Annotated in this window: 13 protein-coding genes, 1 tRNA gene and 1 pseudogene; 8 read left to right on the top strand and 7 right to left on the bottom strand. The window is 46.1% G+C overall.

Annotated features, from left to right (window positions below; translation table 11 throughout):
- Positions 1-78 precede the first annotated feature (78 nt).
- From FBF61_RS13555 to FBF61_RS13530, 6 genes are all read right to left on the bottom strand, one after another.
- Positions 79-152: transfer RNA gene (locus FBF61_RS13555), tRNA-Ala, on the bottom strand.
- A gap of 339 nt (positions 153-491) precedes the next feature.
- The gene (locus FBF61_RS13550) at positions 492-1016 is read right to left on the bottom strand and encodes a 3'-5' exonuclease (protein ID WP_138477907.1); all 525 of its coding nucleotides are present in this window, start codon (positions 1014-1016) and stop codon (positions 492-494) included.
- 153 nt (positions 1017-1169) lie between these two features.
- Entirely contained in the window at positions 1170-2195 is a 1026-nt protein-coding gene (locus tag FBF61_RS13545) for an energy transducer TonB (protein WP_138477905.1), read from the bottom strand.
- Positions 2196-2232: 37 nt separating this feature from the next.
- On the bottom strand, positions 2233-2586 hold the full coding sequence (locus FBF61_RS13540) for a PadR family transcriptional regulator (RefSeq protein ID WP_138477904.1): 354 nt from the start codon (positions 2584-2586) through the stop codon (positions 2233-2235).
- An 81-nt stretch (positions 2587-2667) separates the two neighbouring features.
- On the bottom strand, positions 2668-3138 hold the full coding sequence (locus tag FBF61_RS13535) for an Lrp/AsnC ligand binding domain-containing protein (protein ID WP_138477902.1): 471 nt from the start codon (positions 3136-3138) through the stop codon (positions 2668-2670).
- 534 nt (positions 3139-3672) lie between these two features.
- Positions 3673-4110, bottom strand: a complete 438-nt coding sequence (locus FBF61_RS13530) for a VOC family protein (protein WP_138477900.1) — start codon at positions 4108-4110, stop codon at positions 3673-3675.
- A gap of 123 nt (positions 4111-4233) precedes the next feature.
- Here FBF61_RS13530 and FBF61_RS34630 point away from each other — a divergent pair, with 123 nt between their 5' ends.
- Positions 4234-4407, top strand: coding sequence for a hypothetical protein (locus FBF61_RS34630; RefSeq protein WP_166444512.1), 174 nt, complete (start codon positions 4234-4236; stop codon positions 4405-4407).
- A 70-nt stretch (positions 4408-4477) separates the two neighbouring features.
- Here FBF61_RS34630 and FBF61_RS13525 read toward each other — a convergent pair whose 3' ends face one another.
- Positions 4478-7345: a PVC-type heme-binding CxxCH protein gene (locus FBF61_RS13525; RefSeq protein WP_138477898.1), complete on the bottom strand. Its 2868-nt coding sequence runs from the start codon at positions 7343-7345 to the stop codon at positions 4478-4480.
- 14 nt (positions 7346-7359) lie between these two features.
- Here FBF61_RS13525 and FBF61_RS34625 point away from each other — a divergent pair, with 14 nt between their 5' ends.
- The 7 genes and pseudogenes from FBF61_RS34625 to FBF61_RS13500 all read left to right on the top strand — a co-directional run bounded on the left by FBF61_RS34625 (position 7360) and on the right by FBF61_RS13500 (position 17404).
- The gene (locus tag FBF61_RS34625) at positions 7360-7515 is read left to right on the top strand and encodes a hypothetical protein (protein WP_166444511.1); all 156 of its coding nucleotides are present in this window, start codon (positions 7360-7362) and stop codon (positions 7513-7515) included.
- Positions 7516-7647: 132 nt separating this feature from the next.
- A complete protein-coding gene (locus FBF61_RS13520) occupies positions 7648-7998 on the top strand; it encodes a hypothetical protein (RefSeq protein ID WP_138477896.1) in 351 nt (116 codons plus the stop codon).
- Positions 7999-8170: 172 nt separating this feature from the next.
- Positions 8171-9022 (top strand): hypothetical protein, encoded by an 852-nt coding sequence (locus FBF61_RS13515; RefSeq protein ID WP_138477894.1) that lies wholly within the window; start codon positions 8171-8173, stop codon positions 9020-9022.
- A 285-nt stretch (positions 9023-9307) separates the two neighbouring features.
- On the top strand, positions 9308-12319 hold the full coding sequence (locus FBF61_RS13510) for a SusC/RagA family TonB-linked outer membrane protein (RefSeq protein ID WP_229215034.1): 3012 nt from the start codon (positions 9308-9310) through the stop codon (positions 12317-12319).
- 3 nt (positions 12320-12322) lie between these two features.
- Positions 12323-12943 (top strand): annotated as a pseudogene (locus FBF61_RS35535) (RagB/SusD family nutrient uptake outer membrane protein); the annotation flags it as partial.
- A 590-nt stretch (positions 12944-13533) separates the two neighbouring features.
- Positions 13534-13917, top strand: a complete 384-nt coding sequence (locus FBF61_RS35070; protein ID WP_310590273.1) for a RagB/SusD family nutrient uptake outer membrane protein — start codon at positions 13534-13536, stop codon at positions 13915-13917.
- A 145-nt stretch (positions 13918-14062) separates the two neighbouring features.
- Positions 14063-17404, top strand: a complete 3342-nt coding sequence (locus FBF61_RS13500) for a VCBS repeat-containing protein (protein ID WP_138477889.1) — start codon at positions 14063-14065, stop codon at positions 17402-17404.
- Positions 17405-17449: the final 45 nt, after the last annotated feature.

Genomic DNA, 17449 nt, shown 5'->3' with positions numbered 1-17449 from the left:
AACAGAGGTGATCAAGTTAACCACCACAATAAAAAAAGAGGCACTTACATGTGACTGTAAATGCCTCTAAATCGTGAGTGGAGAATAACGGATTCGAACCGTCGACCTCTTGCATGCCATGCAAGCGCTCTAGCCAACTGAGCTAATCCCCCGTTTCAAGGTTGATTCCTCGTAGAGGGTGCAAAGATGAACCGGAGAATTTTTATAAGCAAGCATACTTTTAAATTTTATCACTTAATTTCATCGTCGCCCTCCGCCAAATGCCCTCGATAGTGCCCACATTACGATGGCTATTACAGCTACCACCAGAATAACACCAGTCCAAACTCCTCCTTTGAAGATGCCACCGATCAACTCGCAGCTGGTAAGACTTATGGTTAGTATTAAAATTACAAGGCAATTGATAAATGCTTTCATCGGAAGGAAGTTTAAGTTTGAATTTTTTAGTGATACTAAAAAAATCATTCCATCTTCCGCAATGTGGGTATATGCTATTGATAAAGGTCAAGAGGGATCAATTTCTGCCTGTCGTTCATCAGAAGCTTTTCAAAAAGTCGTACGGTAGCCTCTGCATCTCCGTGGGCACGGTGCCTGTTTTCAATGATAATTTCCAGGCTTTCGCAAAGATTTCCCAAACTATATGATTTCAGCCCGGGAAAGATTTTCCTGCTTAACTGAACTGTGCATAGCAGGTCTCGCTGGAAATATTCATCCATTGCCCCAAATTCACGTTTTATAAAACCGTAATCGAATTTTGCGTTGTGGGCAACAAACCAGGCATCTTTGGTCAGGGCGCGGACGTGGTCCTGCACGTCATAAAACGTCGGCGAGTCCTGAACCATAGCATTGTCTATTCCGGTGAGACGCGTGATGAACGGAGGGATATATATTTCCGGATTAATAAGTGAATGAAAAAAATCGACGATCTCTGAACCGTTATGTCTGAAAACCGCAATCTCGGTAATGCGCGCACCTCCGCCCCCACCGGTAGTCTCAATATCCACTATTGCGTACATTCCACCTCTAAAATTTGACTCTCTCTTAAATTCACTTAGCCGGAAAGATTATAAAACAAAAAAATTTCGAATACAAAAAAACAAAAAAATCCTCACCTAAGCGAGGATTTTCATCAATACAAGGAAGGCATTACGTACAACGTAACCAGTTTCTTAATTGAGCTGAAACGCGATGGGTAGCGTGAAGCGTACACGAACCGGAACACCAGCCTGTTTTCCAGGATTCCAGTTTCTCATCAGCTGCACAACCCTCACCGCCTCTTCATCACAACCGAAACCAATGCCTTTTAAAGACTTGACATTTTCAACTTTTCCATCAGATCCCACGGTAAACTCGACAAATACACGCCCCTCGATACCGGCCTTCGCAGCCTGCGAGGGATATTTCAGATTTTTTTGTAAAAAAGCTCCCATTGCGGCAAGTCCTCCCCTGTACTCGGGAGCCTGCTCCACATTTCCCAGAAAAGTCTCTTCCTTCAAAGGTTCAACGCCAACTACCGATGAAGCCGCAGGTTTGGCGGCCACCACCGGGGGAGCTACAATATCCAGGTTTTCAACCCCGTCCACAGTTTCCTGCCCAGGCTGGGCAGTTTCAAGCTCTTCCACCGATGGAGGAATATTTTCGATCTCCACCTGATTATCAGGCAACACAACAAATTGTACAGATTTCACCGTTTTTGCTACCGGTGCCGGCTCTTTCTTTGGAAGTACCTTGGGCATTTCCTCAGGAACGATATCTATAGGCTTCGCTTCGACAACATATGCTATATCCGACGCCTTCGGTTCAGGTACAAGCCTCGCATAAAGATTGGGCAGCATCACCATCAGCAAAAACAAGGTAACGCCCATCAGTACAGACCGCTGCATGGTCTGGCTATACCCTTTTCTCAGCGCATAAGCTCCGTAAAGTTTGTTACGACCTTCAAAAACGATGTCATTTAACGATTTTTCCATGGCTAACAGATTTTTATGATCAACACTAAGATTCAGCAGTGTCTGGGAATCGGCAGTATCAAGGATGGTGCCGAATACCTGCTCAAACGATTTTCCGTCCCAAAGACGTTCTTCCGCTTCACACGCCAGGTGATCCAGGATTTCCGGAAGCAATTCCGGATCCAGTTTGGATGCTTGCAGATATTTGCTTATTAAATCAAGTCGATTTTCCTGAAGACGTTTCATCTTATAATCTGTTTAGGAATTAACCATGTAATAAGGTTTACTCAGTTGCCAAACTTTTTGGAGCCAGCAGCAGCCTTACTGCCTCTATAAAACGCTCCAGGTCATTTGTTTTATCACGCGCGGCTTCGTTGCCGGGAGTTGTCAAAGAATAATATTTCCTGAGCCTGCCATCTACTTCCACTGATTCCGTGACCAACAGCCCTTCCTGTTCCAGCTTGTGCAATACCGGGTACAACGCCCCGAAAGTGAGAGCAATAGCTCCGCCGGTCCTGTCCTTTACTTCCTGCGTGATTTCATATCCATACATACGATCATGCTCGGCTAATAAGTTCAATACGATCGTCTTAAGTGTACCACGTACATATTCGTTGCTTGTTGCGTTGTTCTCCATCTGAATAATTTTTACTCTACAAATATATATAAGTTTTTTATATATACAAATACCAAAAGATTTTTCTTTTTTACAATTTAATCAAACTTCTGCCAAAGGTATAGACCGGTTGATACGCTCTTCCAGCGAGATAAAGGTCTCTGTCCGTTGTATCCCGTTGACTTTCTGAATTTTGTCGTGTAGTATCTCCCGGAGATGGCCTGTATCCCGGCAAACGATTTTAAGAAAAATACTATAAATACCGGTCGTATAATGAATATTCACTACTTCGGGTATGCTTTCAAGCTCTGTAGCTACTTGTTCGTACAGAGAACTTTTGTCCAGATATATTCCTAGAAATGCGCTGATATCCCAGCCAAGCTTGGCCGGATCAATAACAAGTTGCGAGCCTTTGACAATGCCCATTTGTTCGAGTTTTTTCATTCGGACGTGAACGGTTCCACCCGAAACAAAAACTCTTTTCCCAATTTCTGTATAAGGAAGGGCGGCATTCTCGATTAGTAATGAAAGAATGCGCAAGTCAGTACTATCAATATCTGAATATTTCTGCATTTTGTATTAGATGATTGAATTTTTCACAATAAAACAACCCAAACTATGAAATAATTGTAAATTTTGACAATTTTTCATGAAAATATTTTATATTTAAATTCAATAGCCTTAATTTTGTAAGACCAATTAAATGAAGCGATTGTTAAATGTTGCTGAACTTAGTTGATAAAAAGATCACATTGTAGGGTGATGAAATTGGCAGCCATGCCCTCCTGTCTCGGGGGTGGTGAACAAGGGATAAACGCGGCATAATGCCGACTTACGTCGACTGGGGTGGACCACCAACAGTATTTGTACCGTAGCTAACCGCACCGTGGGTGGTTCGAATCCCCCTCCTACAGCAAAAAAAACTTGACAAGCGAATTTTTTCGTATTAGTTTTATTTGGTTTTTAGTTTGTTGATGAAGTGTAATTTGACACGCGGGTTCATTTTGAAATCTGCGTGTTTTTTTATGCCCGTCAAATCCGGCAAATTATGCCGGTAACACGATTCTTCACCATGTTCATCAGAGACTTTCCCGCTGCCTTGCGCAACTACTTCTTCTCATTCATTTCAATAAGATAACCATCCGGATCAGCGAAATATATTTGAACGATCCCACCGAAACGGACCTGCTTGTGAAACGGTACTTTACGTGACGCCAGGAATTTCTCGGCATTGTCAATAGAATTAACGAAAATGGCAAAATGACTTCCGTTTTTGTCATTCAGAACCGGTGTGGTGCGCCCGGCCAGCAAATGTATCATTTGTCCATTGCCCGTATTGAACCATCCCCTGATCGCTTTCAGGCTGTCTGGTACAGCTACCGGTGTGAGCCCGATGATATTTTGATAAAAATCTTTGCTCGCGGGCATATCTTTGACCTGCAATGCGATGTGGTTGAAACTGGCAAAGCCCAGGCTATTGGGTGCATTTTGAGCGATGATATCTGAACAGATAAACATTAGAAAGATAACAAGCAGCTTTTTCATATCGGTTGTCCTATTAAGTAATTCGAAAATGATTTTTAAAATGTAAAATGAAGGTACGCCTTAAGTTCTTGGATCTTAAGTACGGCACGAAAATTGATGGATTTATTCCAAAATCTCATCATCATGGCAACTTCCAAGAGAAAACGCAACACAAAAAAGAACAAGCTCGGGGTGAAAAACTCCCTCGTCAATAACATCAATGCCCGTAAGAAAAAGGGAATATCAAGATCCAAAACGAAAAAAACCGTTGGCAAGAAAGCCTACAAAAAGATGAAGAAGGGATGGAGCAAGAAGTAATGTAAAAAAACAATCCCTTCATTCTGTGCGACAGGATGAAGGGATTGAAAAACAGCTCACTTATCCGGGGTTATTTTTCCAACACTTTCCCGATCAGCATCTGACTCTCGTGATTTTCGTGCGAACTTGTTTTGCCTAACTTTTCATTCAGGTCTTTCAATACTTTTTTGGATTCGTCTGTACCAATTGCTGCAACTCTCTGAATGGTATAGGGTAAAATTTTCGGAAGCTTCGCTTTCTCAGCCATTTGTAAAGCCCTTTTCATATCAATAGCGGCCAGCGGTTCAGAAGCGTACCATACCATCAGCGGCAGATTGTGATCGTCTTTATCTTCTGATTTCTGAACCAACGCATCCAGCACATCCCAACGTTGTGCAGGATCCAGTCTGAGCATCGCGGAAGTAAGGTAAAGTCTTACAATCGGAGAAGCATCTTTCTGAGCCAATGCGACAAATCGTTTCAGCGTTTCGGGAGAAACATTTTTATTTTCGGCCAGTAATTGTATTGCCCAGCTTCTGACATGCTCGCTATTATTTGAAAGCAGGTCGGTCAGGTCTTTTTCGGTGAGGCCTTTGGTGACATGCAGCGTCCACAGTGCGCGGAGTTTTCTGGTTTCATCCGGATTTCTGGCCAGTATCTCTTTCAGGGCCTTGTGTACCTTTTTGTTCGGGCCGCGTTCCTGTAAAATTGTTCTGGCCTGCCTTACATACCAATCATTGGCATGAAGCTGATAATTAACCAGTTCCATGTCAGAAGCTTTCGAAAGATCGACTTTCACCCATTTGTCATTTTCATGGGTGATCTTGAAAATCCGGCCCATGGTTTTGTCATGAACATCAGGATTAGGGCTGTGACATTGGTTTTTGTCGTACCAATCGATCGCAAACACGGAACCGCTCGGGTCATATTTGAAATTGAGCCATTGCGACCAGGAATCATTCATGGCCATGAAATCGTTCTTGTGTGAAGCAACATAACCGGATCCGCTTCTTTCGAAATGGTCGATATTCAGGCGTGCCCCATTGATATTGTTCATGAAAATCTCGTTCCGGTATTCTTTGGGCCAGCTGTCGCCGCCGAGGTAGATCATCGCTCCCGCATGAGCATGGCCGCCTCCGGCAGAAGCCGAACGGAAATTTCCCGCATGCGGTCCGCGCTCACCGAGCCAGTGTACATGGTCACCGATCGTTTTGATATCGTCGTAAGTATAAGGATTAAAATGTTTCCCGGCCTGCCGCTGGTACCTCGCTCCCTGAATTACATGGTACATGTGCGGGATTACGCAAACCGTTATAAAAGGATGCCCATAATCATTGAAATCTATACCCCAGGGGTTACTCGAACCTTCCGCAAATACCTCAAACTGTTGCGAAGAAGGATGATATCTCCACACCCCGGCATTGATTTTGATCCGCTCTGCATCGGTAGCACCCGGCTTGCCTACATTGGAATGGGTAAAGACGCCATGCGTGCCGTAAAGCCATCCATCAGGGCCCCAGCGTAGATTGTTGAGCACTTCGTGGGTGTCGTGAAGGCCCCAGCCGTCGAGCAGTTTTTGAGGAGGACCGGCAGGTTTGTCATTTTTTGCATCAATGGGTATAAACAACAAATATGGCGCGGCGCCCAGCCAAACTCCGCCCATTCCCACCTCAATCCCGCTCACGAGGTTGAGCCCTTCAGCAAAAACCTTCTTTTTGTCCAGCGTACCGTCACCGTCAGTATCTTCAAAGATCAGGATCCTGTCTTTTCCCTGGCCTTCCGGCGCTGGCACAGGATAGGTGTGCCCTTCTACCACCCAAAGCCTGCCCTTTGAATCCAGGGTAAAACTGATGGGCTTAACGATATCCGGCTCGGACGCGGCCAGCGTTATTTTAAAACCCTTTGGAGGTGTCATCGCTTTCGCTGCCTCAACACCCGAAAGGCCTGCATTCAATACCGGGTCTAACGGGGGAAGAACAATGATGTCTTTTTGTTTAAGCTCATTCGGAAAATCCGGGCGGCTTGGATAAAAGAGAAACTCATCAAAATTGATGTGCGCCCATTTGTCGTTCGGTATGTAGGGGATCTGTGAAATGCCTGTTTCGTTATCGACGATCCGGATGAAGATTTCTTTATTAACATAAGGCTGTAAATCAACCACCACCGGCTGAAGGGTCGCCCTGCCCTGTCCGGTTATATGGAAAATGATATTATTGGAAGCTGCTTCTACTATTTCGACACGCGTATCCTGTAACGCCCCGCCCGAAACCCGGAAGGCCGCAAATGGCTGGGTAACTTTAAAAGGGGCCGAAGTTAAGGTTCCGGTCAGTTTTGAATTGACCGTTCCGCCACTGCTTAAAAAGTATTTCCCTTCAAAACCGATATGCATTTCTTTTTCATGAACAGGCGATGGATCAGTACTGAACACGGCGTTTGAAAATGCGTCGCCTGTGGCCGTCCAGTCCTGCAGGGAACCTGTTTCGAAATTAAGGTTCAAAGGTTTGTTATCTTTTTGAGGCAGTAGTCCGGCCACCGTAGTATTGGAAATCACTCCCGAAACCACCTCGAAATTACCGACCATACCTGCTGCCCGGTGACCAGGAACAGAGCAGAAATAAGTGTCGCTTTGTTCAGCTTTGAAAACAATGCTGGTACTCGATCCTTTTTCAAGAATAACCTTGCTTTTAATACCCAGTTTTTCCAGCGCAATGTCATGCGTCATCAGCTCTCCGTTGGTGATCTTGATCCTGACTATGTCGCCTTTATTGGCGCGTAAGGTGGGGTTTCTGGCACCATCGGTACCAAAAAAACCAAGCATTGTTGCTTCAAGAGCATAATCCCGGTCAATTCGTGTGGTGTCTTCCCCCTGAATTTTCTCAGTTACAGGAACTTGAAGGTATGTTTTTGATGCCAAAAAACTGCCAAAAAAAAGCGGTGCCAGCAAGCGGAATAGGTACATAGTGATAAATTTTTATGACAAAAGCATCAAAACATAAATCACTACTTGTGAAGGAATTCAGGCTTTTGCCAGCTCAGAATCAAAAGTACAGCCAGGTCTATCTCACCGGTAAAGCCAGTATTGCCTCCTTCCGCTTCAATAATCCCAGCCTTGCCCGGGGATACTATTAAATTATGAAATTGTTAAATACGATTTCCCGGAAAGCACATGTTATGAGAATTATTCAGTTTTGCGGCGTCACATATAGATAACATTCAAATGCGTTTCAAATGCGGTACCTATTTTCACTAATTTTCTCTGTCATGCTTGCATTACCATCTGTTTCTCAGATAGTTGTCGGGAACGTTGACATCAATAAGGCCGACAGCGTCAGAATTATTGAAGTTTTGATTGCGGAAAAGTTATCCAGGAAATCAGTTAATGTTTTTGTTGACTTTGGGCAGAAGAGCAATTTCAGATCAGGGTATCTGGACAACAATTCCGATAACCAGAGGATAATCGATCCTGAAACTAAAAAAGAGATCCGGTTTACATCTGCCTCAGCATTACTGAATTTCATGGAAATTAATAATTGGGAGCATTACGACACGGCCGTAGTCCGGGATAAAAGCGAGCAATCATTTTACTACTATTTCAGGAAAAGAATAAAATAATTCGGCTGGCCCTAGTACCTTTTAAAAGAATTAAGAACCTAAAACAAGGGCTTAAACGGAATGAACGGCTGCATTCGTTTTTTGGGGGGTTCATACAACCATTTGCTTCGGCGATGAACTCTTTATCAAGTTACAATGTAACTTAACGGCTCAAAACGAAAGGATCAGCTTTATGAATCAGGAAAAAACGCAGAAAACCTTTGCTCTGCTGGTGCACGCTTGTGATAGATACGAATTTTTATATCAGGGGTTTGAGTATTTTTTTAATCAATTCTGGAATTCTGATATCAGGTGCAAATATTATTTTGCGACTGAAGTAATCGATGTCAACATACCAGGCTTTGAAAATATAAAATCCGGTAAAGGAGAATGGTCAGATCGTCTGGCTTATTTACTACGTGAGAAAATTACGGAGGATTATGTTATCTATATGCAGGAGGACGTGTGGCTTTCCAAGCCGGTACGTAAAGAGTTTTTTGACGATTTGTTCGACTTTGTACAGGAAAAAGGTCATAAGCAGATAAAACTTCACAGTGCTGACATATATCAAACTTTGCCTACTGAGAAATTCATACATGGGCTGAATGTCTCGAAAGTCGACAATGCCAGATCCAGATATCTGATGTCGCATCAGCTTACTTTATGGGACAGGATGTTTTTTCTTGCCCAGTTACCTCCCAAAGAAAACCCATGGAGAAATGAGCGAAGAGGAACCAATCGGCTAAAATCAATTGATCCTGAAATCTGGCACATCGATTACTTTTCTCAGGATTACTCAGAGCCGATTAACAAAAATCAGGATATTTCCGAGAGGAGTAATTTTAATACCGTTTCTCAGAATGGGAAGCTGAACGACGAGGTCAGCCATTTTATCGAGCTCCTGAGAAAGGGAGATGAAACAGCCATAGCCTATGCCAAGGAATTGGAAAATCATTATGACAACTCGCTAACGCACGACGGAAGGGAACAACCGAGAAAAATCGATTTTGTCAAAAGGATAAAAAACTGGATTTTGAATAAATAATTTTTTCGCTTTTTGCCTGTCAGTTTCCCGTATGCACTTGTGGCTGAGGAATGAACATTGCCTTCGCTTCGTGAATTGCCCATCCATAACCGCCTCCCCGATTTGAAATCAAAGTTAAGAATTTACAAATTTCTGTGATTTAACAAGTAATAAATTGGATTAATTGTTTTTCTCGTTAAACTGTCTTATACTGAATAGTGATTTCAGTCAACACTCAACTTAATCCTATCTTAACCTATGATTCATTATTTACGATGTTTGCAAACTGCCGTCTTGGTTGTTTGTATGACACTGACCGCATTTGCGCAGAGCGTCACAAGTGGCAAGGTCGTCGGCGAGGACAACAACGGAATACCTGGCGTAACGATCACAATCAAAGGATCGACCCGTGGTACGTCTAGTGATGCGCAGGGTGCTTTTCAGATCAGCACCGCCTCAGATGAGACCCTGGTGTTCAGTTATGTGGGCTATGTAACGCAGGAAATCCTGGCAGGTAGCCAGACCAACATGACGGTTAAGCTGCTTGTTGATTCCCGCAGCCTGGAAGAGGTGGTGGTGGTCGGTTACGGTACTGTGAAGAAAAGTGACCTCACTGGATCCGTATCGACTATCAAAGCGGATGCGATCAAAGAAATGCCAGTAATGTCGGTCGACCAGGCAATCCAGTCCCGGGCACCGGGCGTGCAGGTAACCCAAAGTTCGGCAGCTCCGGGCGGCGGGATTTCCATCCGCGTGCGCGGGGCCAATTCGATCAACAGCGGAAGTGAGCCGCTGTATGTCATCGACGGTTTTCCGATGTATCCAGATAACGGTGCAATGGGAACCTCAGGCAACCGCCAGGCCAGCAACGCGATGGCGACCATCAACCCTAACGAAATCGAATCGATTGAGATCCTGAAAGATGCCTCCGCAACTTCCATATACGGTTCGCGCGGTTCGAATGGGGTGGTATTGATCACGACCAAACGAGGCAAAGAAGGACAGAGCAGGGTCGATTATGAAGGGTCTTATTCTTTTCAGAAAATAGCGAGGCCGATAGAAGTACTGAACGGTTCGGATTATGCCCGTTATCTCAACCTCCTGGAAGCGAGCCAGGGCGGCAGTCCCCGTTTTACCGACGCACAGATCAGCCAGATTGGTGCGGGAACGAACTGGCTGGATGCCATTTCCCAGACCGGCGGGTTATCAAATCACCAGTTATCATTTACCGGCGGAAGCAAGAGTATGAGATATGCTTTCGTAACCAATTACCTGGACAACAAAGGGGTTGTTAAAAATACATTTTTCAAACGATACGGTTTCCGGTTGAATCTGGACAACGATTTTCTCAACGGCCGGGCTACCCTTAGCAACAGCTGGTCCTACAACCGGACAGGAAGCAGCAACGTAGCCACTGACCGGGGTGGCCCGGGCGGTATTGTGATCACCGCACTCGGTCTTGATCCGACGGTTGCCATTTACGACCAGAACGGAGATTACAATTACCCGAGCTACGATCAGCGTTTTAACATCAATCCCCTTGCAGAAGCCCGGGAAGGATATGACCGGGACAACATCAACCGTCTTTTCGGCACTACCGCGCTGACGTTCAATATCATGGACGGGCTAAAATTCCGGACCAGTCTGGGAGCGGACGTGGTAACGGCCAACCGTACTACATTTTACAACAAGTTCACCTATATCGGCCGCCAGTACGACCGCCAACTGGAAAGGGCGAACCGCAGCGTTGGCAGTATCCTGAACGAGAATATCCTGACTTATAACAAGCAGATCATACCAGGGCACAATCTGGACGTGACGCTGGGGTATACTTATCAAAAGGAAAACAACCAGATCAATGCCGCATCTACGCGCGGGTTGCCCTCAGATGATCCGCTTTCGGTAAATATGCAAAATGGCAGCAAGCCGCAGATTCCTACCTCCGGGCGGCTCGACTGGACGCTGTCCTCCTTCCTTGGCCGGATCAACTATAATTTGAAAGACCGTTACCTGCTGACGGTAACTGTGCGCCGCGATGGTTCGTCCAAATTTGGGCCAAGCAACAAATGGGCCAATTTCCCCTCCGCTGCCGTTGGCTGGCGTGTAGTTAACGAAGGTTTTTTTGCAAATTCAGGATTGGGTAAAGTATTCGACGATTTCAAATTCCGCGTCAGCTACGGGTTGACAGGAAACTCGCAGATACCAGTTTACCGCTCTCTGGGCGGGCTTATCCCCTACAATTATGTTCTGGGAAACGGGTTGGTCGCCGGATATGGCCCCGACCGCATCGCGAACCCGGATTTGAAATGGGAAAGTACAGCCATGCTGAACCTGGGGCTGGACGTTGCGCTGCTGAAAAATCGACTGTCTATGACGTTTGACGTGTTCAGCAACAAAACCACCGATCTGCTGCTGGACGTCTCCATTCCGCAAAGTACCGGTTTCAGCACCATTATGCTGAACTCGGGATCGCTGTCTAACAAGGGGATCGAGTTTTCTACCAATTATAAGATCGTTGACCGGGCAGCATTGAAATGGGATGTGAGCGGAAATATTTCTATTCTGCGCAATGAAATCACAGATCTGGGCAAAAGCACGCCATTTTTCGCAAACAGCACAAGCGGGCACCTTGGTGTTTTTGGCAGCTGGGTAGAGCCCGGCAATGCCATCGGGGTATGGAGGGGCTACAAATACACCGGACTTTTCCAAAGCGATGATGAAGGCAAGACTTTCGCTGCGCGTGCGGGGTACCCCAAATATGAAGATGTAAATGGTGACGGCAAATACACTTCCGACGATTACCAGATCATCGGCAATCCGAACCCGAAGTTTACCTGGGGACTTAATACCAGCGCTAAATTCAAAGGATTTGATCTATCTGTATTTTTCCGGGGAGTTCATGGCAACGATGTACGGAACCTTCAGCAATCTGAAATGGGTGACGGTGTACAGAAGATCAATCAGATCGGAAACATCCTGACCGACTCCTGGACCCCTACAAATACCAATGCAAGCCGCCCCGTCGTAGATGGCCGCCGGGATTTTATTTCATTCCGCCGGTCTTCATTTTTTATCCAGGACGGCTCATTTATCCGCCTTCAGAATGTGGCACTCGGCTACACTGTTCCGCTTAAAAACAAATACGTTCGCAGCGCACGTGTCTATGCAAGTGGTCAGAACCTTTTCCTGATTACTAAATACAAAGGCTTCGACCCCGAAGTGAACAACCAGGGACAGAACAACCTGAACCGGGGTGATGATTACGATGCGTATCCGCGGGCCAAGATGTTTACAGTAGGCGTTAACCTTGGAATTTAACCTATGAACCTGTTAAAAAGATATTATATGAATCAAATAAAATCTTCCGGCATAAAAGCCCTTGTGAGTCTGGCGATTATAGCTGCATTCCTGGGCTGTGCGGATCTCCAAGAGAAGCCGGACTTCATCAACCCGGATACGTTTTACAAGTCGGCCACCGAATTGCAGCTTGGAGTCAACGGTATTTACGACGACCTGAACTCTGGGTATTCCGGTTATTTTTATGACCGCTATGTATTTGAATGCCTTACGGGAGATCAGATCGGGTGGGAAAAGGGGCCGTTGCAATACAATCTGGGCAATGTCAGTTCCGGTGACGAGTATATTGAGGCCTACTGGTCTATCAGCTACCGCTCTATCAATCGTGCCAATGCGGCGATTGAAATTGCCGATGCAATGAATGATCCTGCGAACGACGCTTTGGTAAAGCGTTTGAAAGGCGAAGCCCAGTTTCTGAGAGGCTTTTATTACTATGGGCTGCTCAGTTATTTCGACAATCCGCCAGTTACCGTCAAATCGACGAAAGGGATCAGTGAATTGCCTTCTAATGCAGGAGGAAAACGCGCCGTGATCGATCAGATCTATGCCGATGCCAAAGCCGCAGCGGACATATTACCTGCATCCTACTCCGGGGCCGACGTTGGAAGGGCTACAAAATGGGCAGCAAAAGCGCTCCTGATGAAAGCCCAGCTTTGGGACGAGAAATGGGCCGACGCCAAAGCTACAGCCGAAGATATTATCAGCAACAGCGGTTTGACCTTATACGAAAACTTTGGACATAACTTCGATCTCGCGCACGAGAACCAGGGCGAACGGATTTTTGAAGGACAGGTATCCGCCGCTGCAAATGCCAGCGAATGGAATGTCCATTCAGCCCACTTCAACCCCGAAGATTATCCGAGTGAACTGGGTGGCGCCGGATGGAGCTGGCTTAGTGCAACACAAGAATTCAGGGCTTCGTACGACGTCAAGGACAAACGGATTGGCGCGACTTTTATCGAATCATATCCCACCGGAAGGCTGGGTAAGGTAAATGGACAATATCCCATGGTAAAATGGAGCCCGACCGCCGATTTCAACCTTTCACGTTTTGGAGGTGTGGTAAAAACAGATGCCAACCCCGCCGATCCGGCCCAGCTGGTTTTTGGCAAGGCATGGTCAGGAAAGCTGGTAGAACTGGGTATCAATTATAACAATACGGAAAAGAATACTGTATACTTCCGTTTGGCCGACATATATTACTGGGGCATTCAGAAGCCTGTAATGAAAGCAATGCAGGTGATAAGCTGGCAGGCATCAATAAGGTCCGTGCCAGAGCTGGACTGGCGGCACTTGGTACCATGTCTCAATCGGCTTTGCGGGATGCGATCATCCACGAAAGAATGCAGGAATTTGTCTTTGAACAGGTCATGTACCCCGAGCTACGCAGAAAAAGCAAACCGGGCGGACAGCCGGATTACCTCGGCGACCGGATCAAACACTACATTACGAAATATAATGTAGGCCGAACGCTCAAAGCCCGTGACTATGTGCTTCCATTGCCATTGAAAGAATTGCAGGGAAATCCAAACGTAACCCAGAACCCTGAATGGCAGTAGATAACGCGTTGCTATTTGCTTAATAAGCTATAAACCAGAGTACAATCTGTCCTTCTAAGCGCAGTCGAAGAATCGTGCAAACGCCCTTCGACTGCGCTTAGCGCGACAGATATCGTTGAATATCGCTTCCCGCGCCCATCTCCCTATGAAATACCTCCTGCTACTATCGGTCGCATTAATTGCGTCTGCATGCCAGAAAAAGGAAAAGACACTATTCACTACTTTGACCGCTTCCGAAACCGGTGTTGATTTCAAGAATACGGTTACCGAAAATGACTCTTTTAACCTTGTGGATTATTACTACGTCTACAATGGCGGGGGCGTAGCAATCGGCGACCTGAACAACGATAACTTGCCCGATCTGTATTTCACAGGTAACCAGGTTGGTGACCGTGTTTATATCAATACCACCCAACCGGGTGCCGCCTCGCCGACTTTTGAAGATGTCACGTCTTCCGCCGGAATAAAAAGGGGTGGCTGGTCAACCGGAGTGACCATGGCCGATATAAATGCTGACGGGTTACTTGATATCTATGTTTGCAAATCAGGTAATTACGAAGGCAGCATCCGGAAAAACCAGCTGTATATCAATAAGGGTGCACGAGATGGAGGGAAGGTTCAGTTCGAGGAAAGTGCTGAAAGTTACGGTCTTGCAGATACAAGCTATACGAACCAGGCCGCGTTTTTTGATTATGATAAAGACGGAGACCTGGATGTTTATTTGCTTACCAGCACCAATCTTATCCGTAACCCAAACCGGTTGACACCAGTGATCGCCGATGGCTCCGGACTTGCGAATGACAAGCTTTTCCGCAACGAATCGACCTCCGGGACTCCAAAGTTTATTGAGGTCACCAATTCCGCAGGTATCCTGCACGACGGTTTTGGTCTGGGCCTGACCATCGCAGATTTCAATCAGGACGGCTGGGAGGATATCTATGTGGCCAATGATTTTCTCGCCAATGATTTTTTGTATCTCAATAACAAAAACGGAGCAAATGGTGGCCCCGCCTTTATCGAAGTGGGTAAGACATACTTTAAGCATCACAGCCAGTTCTCGATGGGCTGCGATGCCGCCGATATCAACAACGACGGACTGACGGATCTGATGGTGGCCGATATGCTCCCTTCTGACAATGAGCAGCGAAAAAAAATGGCCGGGCCGGCTAATTACCAGCAATTTGAAAGCATTATCCGGGAAGGATATCATCCGCAGTTTATGCGGAATATGCTACAGATTAATGGCGGGAAAGCTGCCGATGGACGGATGGTTTTTTCAGAAATCGGTCAGTTTGCGGGAGTTTCGGCCACAGATTGGAGCTGGTCGCCACTCCTGGCTGATCTGGATAATGATGGGTGGCGTGACCTGTTTATTACCAACGGCTACCTCCGTGACATTACCGACCTGGACTTTGTGTCGTTTAACGATTCTTACGCGAAGGCAAACCTCAGGCCGGAAGAAATTAATGCCTATTTGCGACAGGGAGCCACTAAAATGCCGAGTATCAAAAAGACCAATCGCTTCTTTCGCAATGGTCATGATCTGACGTTTGAAGATGTGACGGCTACCTGGTTCGGCGCCGAAACATCCTTATCGAACGGATCGGCTTACGCCGACCTGGACCGCGACGGGGACCTGGATCTCGTCGTTAACAATATCAATCAGGCTGCATATATTTTACAAAACAACACTACCAATACACATTACGTCCAGGTGAAATTGCTGGGGCCAAGGCAAAATGCATTCGGTCTCGGCGCTGATGTGACGCTTTATAGCGGTGAGCTTACACAACATTACCATCAGGCAGTAACAAGAGGATATCAGTCGTCAGTTGACTATATGATCCATTTTGGTTTGGGCACTTCAGCGTTGATTGATTCAGTGACAGTTGTTTGGCCTGATGGAAAATCCCAGATATCAAGGCGGCCCGCCGTCGACAAAATGATCTCCTTTGATTACCGCCAGGCTAAGGAGCAAATAAAAAAACCGGAAAAGATCAAAACAACATTACTAACAAACGTGACAGGTTCATCAGGCATTCAGTTCAGTCATCAGGAGGAGTTTTATCTGGACTATAATCAAGAGCCGCTCTTGCCGCACAAGTTTTCGCAGCAAGGTCCCAAACTGGCGGCAGGTGATGTAAATGGTGATGGCTTGGAGGATTTTTTTGTAGGCGGTTCGTTCAGGCACTATGGGAAATTGATGATACAAACTTCCGACGGAAAGTTTATTGAAAAAAGCTATACAAGCGAATCCGGCCTCAAAGACGAAGAAGATGTCGGAGCGCTTTTATTCGATGCAGACGGGGACGGAGACAATGATTTGTACATCGTCAGCGGTTCCAATGAATATCTCGACGGGGCTGAATTCTATCAGGACAGGCTATATCTGAATGATGGAAAAGGAAAATTTACAGAGGCGAACGACCGGCTTCCTTCCATCCGGCATAGCGGCTCGTGCATTGTCGCGGCAGACATTGATAAAGACGGTGACCTTGATCTGTTTCGGGGCGGGCGATTGAAAGCCCTGCAATATCCATTGCCGGGTGAAAGTTATCTGCTGATCAATGAAGGAGGCGTTTTCCGGGAAGCTACGGATGAGCTGGCTCCGAATTTGAGAAAAATAGGAATGGTAACAGACGCGGCATGGGCTGATATCGACCAGGATAACTGGCTAGATCTGGTCGTTGTGGGTGAAATGATGCCTGTTACAGTTTTTAAAAATAACCGTGGCAAATTATCGGTTTCGCCTGCGCATTCGCTCAAAAGCTCCGAAGGGTTCTGGAACTGTATCCGTCCGGGTGATTTTGATCATGACGGTGACCTTGATTTTGTAATCGGGAATATGGGTCTCAACAGCCGTTACAGGGTAACTGCGGATCAGCCCATGCGTGTTTATGCAGGCGATTATGACGGCAATGGCCGCCTCGACGCTATTTCAACATATTTTCTTGATGGAGTCGAATATCCGGTTGCTTCCCGCGACGAACTGGCTCGCCAGCTGCCGGTCATAAAAAAACAGTTTACCAATTACGCAATGTATGCGAAGGCAAAAGCTTCAGATTTACTCACCCCGGATCGCAAAAAAATGAGTACGATTTTACAAGCCTGCCACCAACAAAGTACTTATCTCGAAAATACAGGTAGTGGTTTTCGGATGACTCCCCTACCAGCGCCGGCCCAATGGGCGCCTATCCAGAGCCTACTAGTCGAAGATCTGGATCAGGATGGCCATCTTGATGTACTGGCTGTCGGGAATGCCCACGATGCGGAATCGGTTGCGGGGCAGTACGATGCGTTGACCGGATTACTATTGAAAGGCAATGGCAAAGGAAATTTTCAGCCACTGCTTTTCCCGCAGAGCGGTTTTTTGGCGGACGGAGATTGTAAGTCTGTGATTGCTCTGAATGGTCAAGGCAAACGACTGATTGTAGTTTCGGCCAACAAGGGTCCGGTGCAAGTTTTTAAAGTTAATGGGGAAAAATAGCTTTTAATTTGATCCAAAAGTAACGACAATCATATCGCCTAAAAA

Origin of the sequence: Dyadobacter bucti, assembly GCF_005869225.1 — a bacterium.
GTDB lineage: Bacteria > Bacteroidota > Bacteroidia > Cytophagales > Spirosomataceae > Dyadobacter > Dyadobacter bucti.
Note: the sequence above shows the minus strand (reverse complement) of the source record. Positions and strands in the feature narration are given on the sequence as shown.